Annotated in this window: 5 protein-coding genes; 2 read left to right on the forward strand and 3 right to left on the reverse strand. The window is 70.7% G+C overall.

From position 1 onward, the window contains the following. Positions 1 to 357 precede the first annotated feature (357 nt). A complete protein-coding gene (locus tag AC3XYG_RS40105) occupies positions 358 to 1281 on the forward strand; it encodes a ribokinase (RefSeq protein WP_489145506.1) in 924 nt (307 codons plus the stop codon). On the opposite strand, the gene AC3XYG_RS40110 is transcribed toward AC3XYG_RS40105, so the two are convergent. Beyond that, on the reverse strand, positions 1278 to 2432 hold the full coding sequence (locus AC3XYG_RS40110) for a hypothetical protein (RefSeq protein WP_489145507.1): 1155 nt from the start codon (positions 2430 to 2432) through the stop codon (positions 1278 to 1280). The genes AC3XYG_RS40105 and AC3XYG_RS40110 overlap by 4 nt on opposite strands. A gap of 150 nt (positions 2433 to 2582) precedes the next feature. Between AC3XYG_RS40110 and AC3XYG_RS40115 the strand changes: the two genes are divergently transcribed. Further along, a complete protein-coding gene (locus AC3XYG_RS40115) occupies positions 2583 to 3344 on the forward strand; it encodes an extracellular solute-binding protein (RefSeq protein WP_489145508.1) in 762 nt (253 codons plus the stop codon). A gap of 357 nt (positions 3345 to 3701) precedes the next feature. Here the strand turns inward: AC3XYG_RS40115 and AC3XYG_RS40120 are convergent, their stop codons facing one another. Continuing rightward, the gene (locus tag AC3XYG_RS40120; RefSeq protein WP_489145509.1) at positions 3702 to 4100 is read right to left on the reverse strand and encodes a hypothetical protein; all 399 of its coding nucleotides are present in this window, start codon (positions 4098 to 4100) and stop codon (positions 3702 to 3704) included. A 259-nt stretch (positions 4101 to 4359) separates the two neighbouring features. Further along, positions 4360 to 5041 (reverse strand): calcium-binding protein (locus tag AC3XYG_RS40125; protein WP_489145510.1); only part of this gene is annotated, 682 nt, incomplete at its 5' end.

Below are 5041 nucleotides of genomic sequence, written 5' to 3' on the forward strand. Positions count from 1 at the left end.
GAAGAACTCCAGCCAGTTGCCCAGCACGGTGCCGACGATCGCCCGCGTCGACGGCGCCGCGCGCTGCGCCGTCACGGGCGGGTGTACATCCGGTGCCGCAGCCGAATGGACCATGTCGCTCTCCAGCTTCCACTGTCTCGCGCGCGGCCTTCCATGGGCCGCTGCGCCGCGCGCGGCCTTTATCAGGCCGCTGCGCCGGACCGAGTTTGGGCCGGGTCACGCCGGGGGTGAAAGTGAATTCATCCCTATCGACGCAGGATTATGGGATCGGGCCGCGGCGGAAGACGACCGTCGGCGCCGTTGCGTTCCGCGCCGCGCCGCGCCAGGATCGCGGCCATCTCAGGGAGGACTGGTCGCGTGATCCTGGATTTCGGCTCGATCAACATGGATCTGGTGATGGTGGTGGCGGCGCTGCCGCGGCCGGGTGAAACCGTGCTGTGCGACGGTTATGTCACCAAGCCAGGCGGCAAGGGCTCGAACCAGGCGGTGGCGGCGGCGCGGGCCGGCGCGCGGGTGGCGATGGCCGGCGCGGTCGGCGACGACGGCTTCGGCCAGGTGATGCGCGCCACCCTGGCCAAGGACGGCATCGACACCAGCCTGGTCGCCACCAGCGACCGGCCGACCGGCGTCGCCTATATCTGCGTCGATGCGCAGGCGGAGAATTTCATCGCCGTCGGCAGTGGCGCCAACCTGGCGGTGCGGGCCGACCAAGTGCCGGATGACCAGCTGACCCCGGACACGCTGCTGGTGCTGCAGATGGAATTGCCGCCGGAGCAGAACTGGGCGCTGCTGAAGCGCGCCCGGGCCCGCGGCTGCCGCGCCATCCTCAACGTCGCCCCGGCCGCCGCGGTGCCGGAATCGGCACTGCGCGACCTCGATCTTCTCGTGGTGAACGAGCATGAGGCGCTGGCCATTGCCGGCACCCTCGGCCTCGACATTTCGACCCCGCAGGCGGCGGCCACCGCGCTCAGCCAGCGGATGGACCTGACCTGCGTCGTCACCCTCGGCGGTGCCGGGGCGATCGCGGTCGGGCGCGACACCGACTTCGCCGTGCCGGCGCTGCCGATCCAGCCGGTCGACACCACAGGCGCCGGCGACACTTTCACCGGTGTGCTGGCCGCGGGCCTCGATGCCGGGCTGCCGCTCGACCAGGCGATGCGCCGGGCCAGCGTCGGGGCGGCGCTGGCTTGCCTCGCCCTCGGCGCGCAGGAAAGCATGCCGACCGCCGCGGCGATCGATGCCGCGCTGCCGCGCCTGGGCCCAACCACACCGATCGGCTAGGGCACGGCGTAGATCCGGGCTTGCTGCTGCTGCCGGTTCTGACCCGGCGTGGGGTCTTCCAGGACGGCCAGCCTGTGTCCGTCCGGCGACCAGCCCAGCCGGGCATGGACCGTGCCGTCGATCACGAAGCTGGCCAGGATCTCCGCCGGCCGGGCGGACGTGTCAGCGTCGCCGATCTGCTGTCGCCCGGACATGTCCCGGATCTCGATGACCGTGCCGCCATCCCGGTCCTGCAGCGGCGGCACGGAATAGACGATGGCCAGCCGGTCGTCATCCGGCGAGAACGACAGGAACGACGCCTCGGCGCCGGGCCATCCGGCCGGCGGCGGCAGGATGGTGAAGCCCGGCGTGTCGCACAGCACGGCGTGCTTCAGGCCCTCGGCCGATTCGATCCGCCCGGCACGGAAACTCAGGCTGTCGCCGGTGGTGTTGGCCTGCACCAGGACGGAGTTGTCCCGGCTCACCACCCGGTCGCTGCTGCCCTGGCCGACCGGGCCGCCGCAGCCGCCCGGGATGAAGCCGGGCGCTGGCTCGGAGATGACGGATCCCCCCGAAAACCGTTGGATCCGGCGGGTGTTGCGGGCACCGAGGACGATGGCGGTGCCGTCCGCGACGAAGGCGGCATCGGCGTTCAGCCCCTCGCCCGGGATCTCCGCGATCGGATGGCCGTCCGGGACGCCCAGGATGCGGATGGGCGAATTGGCGGCCTTGCTCCAGAGGGCGACCTTGTCTCCCGCGGTGGAGACAGCGACCGAAGGCTTGGCACCGGTGATTGGCAGCCGCCAGATCTCGTGCCCGTCGGCGATGGCGAAGCCGACCAGCGCCTGCTGGGTCTCGTTGGTCCCGATCGTCCCCGTGACCAGCAGGGTACCGGCCTGGGGCGACAGGGCGATGCTGGTCGAAGGCCACACATCGATGCCGCGGATCGGGAACGTGGCGACGCAGCCGGCGATAGCGCCCATGGGCAGGGGCTCGCAGGACGGTTCCCCCAGCCGCGTGCCGCTCTCGTCCCAGCGTTGCCAGACCAGGGCCCCGGCCGCCCCCGCCACCAGGATCGCGATCGCGACCGCGCCCAGTCGGACGCGGCGGCGCCGGGCGGCAACAGCCGTCCCCCGGGCGGCAGCTGCCGTCCCGTCCCGAATGTCGGTCATCTCTCCCCCTCCATCGCCAGCCGCAGGGTCGAGCGCAATTCCGGCGCAAGCATGGCGGATCAACCCTGGCCCGTCCACGCCCCGACGGCGATTGTCCGGGCCGCGGGGATGGGCCAGGATCGCCGCGCCATTGCCGGAGCTGCCGCAACCATGACCACCGACCGGATCAGCGTCTATGCCGCCGGCAGCCTGCGGGTTGCCCTGCCGGCACTGGTCGCCGCCTTCTCCGCCACGACGGGAATCTCGGTCGAAATCCGGCACGGCCCGGCCGGGCTGCTGCGCGAACGGATCGAGGCGGGCGACCGGCCGGACCTGTTCCTGTCGGCCGATCTCGGCCACCCCGCCCGGCTGGCCACGGCCGGCCTGTCCGGCCCGCCGGTGCTGTTCGCCCGCAACGCCATGGTGGCGCTGGCCCATCGCCGCGCCGCCGCCACCACGGCCAGCCTGCTCGACCGGATGCTTGACCCGGCCGTCCGGGTGGGGACGTCGACACCACTGAAGGATCCGTCCGGCGACTATGCCTGGGCGATCTTCCGCCGGGCGGACCGACTGCGGCCCGGGGCGTTCGCCCGGCTCGACGCCAAGGCACTGAAGCTGGTGGGCGGGGCCGAGCCTGCGCCGGGTGCGGTCGCCACGCCCTACAGCCCGATCGCCCGGGCGCTCGAGGCGGGCGAGGCCGACATCTTCCTCGGCTATGCCAGCGGGTTGCGACCCGTGGCGACTGTCCATGACGACCTCGCGGTGATCGACCTGCCGGCCGAGCTGAGCGTCGGCCCCGAATACGGCCTGACCTTGCTGGCCAACGCCGCCCTGCCCGCCGCCCGCTTCGCCCTGTTCATCCTGTCGCTGGACGGCCAGGCACTGCTGCAGCAATCCGGCTTCGGGCCAATCGCGCTATCCGCGGCAGGCTGACGGGAGGCAAGCGCCTCCGGCCCCTCCCGCGGGGCGGGAGAGGCGAAACACTCGGATTTCTGGCTTCGGTGGTGGATTCGCGTTGGCGAACCCCGATTCTCATCCCCGCCTGTCATGCCCGGACTTGATCCGGGCATCCAGAGGCTGTCGACATCGTCTGGATTGCCGGGTCAAGCCCGGCAATGACAAGAGGAGAGAGTGCGCTTACCCCGTGTCCGGTGGCTTGGGCCGGCGAGAGGTCGTGGAGCCAGGTTCAGGCGGATCCCCCGGCCAGGGCTCGTCGTCTTCCGGCGGTACGACGCCCATCCTCTCCAGGGTCTTGTCCGCCGCTTCCAGCCAGCGCTTCACCCGTGGCGGCTATCCCCAGCACTCGGACAGTGCATCCACCGCGATCTCCGCCGGGACGGTCTCCACCAGCTCCACCACCTCCGGCCGCTCCAGGACCTCACGGATCTCCTGGGCGCGGCGATGGTGGACGTCGTCGCTCTCCGGCGAATCATGGGCCGCCGCCATCATCGCAAGCTTCACCCGCTGGCCATGATGCTGCCGCCGGGCCGCCTCCCGCTTCGCCGCCGCCTTGCGCCGCTCGTCGTGCCGGCTGGCGAAGCTCTCCTCCAGCAGCAGGGTCAGGCGCAGCGACTTGGTGAGGACGGCGATGCGCTGGCAGTAGTCGACGCCGGGCTGCGGCGTCTCCACCGCCTCGGTCCGGGTCGCCTCCATCACCTCCATCTGGATCTCGGCCGCCCGCGCCAGCATCCGGGCATGCCGCGCCGACCTCTCCTCCTGGGGAGCGGCCGGGGCCTCCGATGCCGGATGGGATTGCGCCTTGTCCATGGAACAAAGGATGAACAATGTCGCTGGATAATACCACTGCGATCGTGCTTTCCGGCCCGGGCGATCGGCACGACCTCTCCCGCAGGCGAGACCTTTCAGAATGGCGCCCGTTGTTCCGGCGGACATCCTTGCTTCACCTTTCCCCAAGGGCAGGGAAGCGCGGGGTAATGACCTCGTCCGGCTAAAGCAGAAAGTCGCCGGCCACCAGGGCAGTGGCGGAATGGACGATGATGGCGAAATCGGCCGTGCCGTCGCCGTTGACGTCGCCCAGGACGGTGTAGACGCCCTCGCCGGCCGCCTGGACGATCACCTCATGCCCGGTGTTGGTGAAGGCACCACCCGCGGTGAAGGTGAAGGCCGTATCACCGTTGGCGCTGTTGCCGTCGGCATCGATCGGCCGCAGGTCGATCTTGTCGTGTTGGCCATGCGAGAGGTCGGTGATGCTGTCCGGCGCTGCCACCGTGCTGTCCGTGACATCGCGAAAAACGAAGAAGTCGTTGCCCGCACCGCCCGTCAGCGTGTCCTGGCCGCTGTTGCCGAGCAGGACGTTGGAGCCGGCATTGCCGGTCAGCGTGTCGTTGAAGGCCGAGCCGTAGAGGTTCTCGATGCTGATGTAGGTGTCGCCCTGCGCATCGCCACCGGTGCCGGTGCCGGTGCCGGTGGCCAGGTTGACGGTCACGCCGGCAGAGCTGGTGTGATAGTAGGCCCAGTCCGATCCGCCACCGCCGTCGAGATGGTCGGCCCCGGCGCCGCCGACCAGCCGGTCGTCGCCGTCATTGCCGTTCAGCGTATCCGTGCCGTCATTGCCATAGAGGCCGTCGGCCCCACCGTCGCCATTCAGCGTGTCCGTCCCATTGCCACCC

This window comes from Inquilinus sp. (assembly GCF_057815775.1).

Excerpts from the sequence above, each read along its gene's own strand:
- AC3XYG_RS40110 (WP_489145507.1), bottom strand. The coding sequence starts at position 2,432 with ATGACCGACATTCGGGACGGGACGGCAGCTGCCGCCCGGGGGACGGCT.
- AC3XYG_RS40115 (WP_489145508.1), top strand. The coding sequence starts at position 2,583 with ATGACCACCGACCGGATCAGCGTCTATGCCGCCGGCAGCCTGCGGGTT.
- AC3XYG_RS40120 (WP_489145509.1), bottom strand. The coding sequence starts at position 4,100 with ATGCTGGCGCGGGCGGCCGAGATCCAGATGGAGGTGATGGAGGCGACC.